We start from the raw sequence: 539 nt of genomic DNA, 5'->3' as shown, positions 1-539 counted from the left end.
ATCCCCGGATCAAAGCCTGCTTACGGCTCCCCGAGGCATTTCGTCGTTCGCCACGTCCTTCTTCGGCTCCTAGTGCCTAGGCATCCTCCGTGTGCTCTTTCTAGCTTAACCTAGAAAAAACATTTAAAGATTTTTGTGTAACCCGAAGGTTAACACAACCTAAGTTCTTACTTTACGTTTTTGTTTCGTTATCTAGTTTTCAAGGAACAAAATGTTTGCCTTAGTGTCAACAACACCGCCTTATCGGCGGCGGAAGTAAGCAATAAGTTAATTGGTGGAGCCAAGCGGGATCGAACCGCTGACCTCCTGCTTGCAAGGCAGGCGCTCTCCCAGCTGAGCTATGGCCCCATGTTTGATGAACCACTTCATTAAGAAGTGTGCAAACTCCATCAAAACTGAACAAATGAAATGAGTTATCAGCGATTTGTGTGCTAAGCACACTTGACTGGATCTATCAGATCCGAGTCTCCATAGAAAGGAGGTGATCCAGCCGCACCTTCCGATACGGCTACCTTGTTACGACTTCACCCCAATCATCT

At 46.9% G+C, this 539-nt stretch carries 1 tRNA gene and 2 rRNA genes; all 3 read right to left on the bottom strand.

From position 1 onward, the window contains the following. Positions 1-111 (bottom strand): 23S ribosomal RNA (locus tag HQN88_RS37250); the annotation flags it as partial. A gap of 161 nt (positions 112-272) precedes the next feature. After that, positions 273-348 (bottom strand) — tRNA-Ala (locus tag HQN88_RS37245). A gap of 126 nt (positions 349-474) precedes the next feature. Further along, positions 475-539 (bottom strand): 16S ribosomal RNA (locus HQN88_RS37240); the annotation flags it as partial.

Source organism: Paenibacillus qinlingensis, from assembly GCF_013204845.1.
Taxonomy (GTDB): Bacteria; Bacillota; Bacilli; order Paenibacillales; family NBRC-103111; genus Paenibacillus_E; species Paenibacillus_E qinlingensis.
The sequence above is the reverse complement of the archived record's forward strand: the minus strand, read 5'-3'. Positions and strand labels throughout refer to the sequence as shown.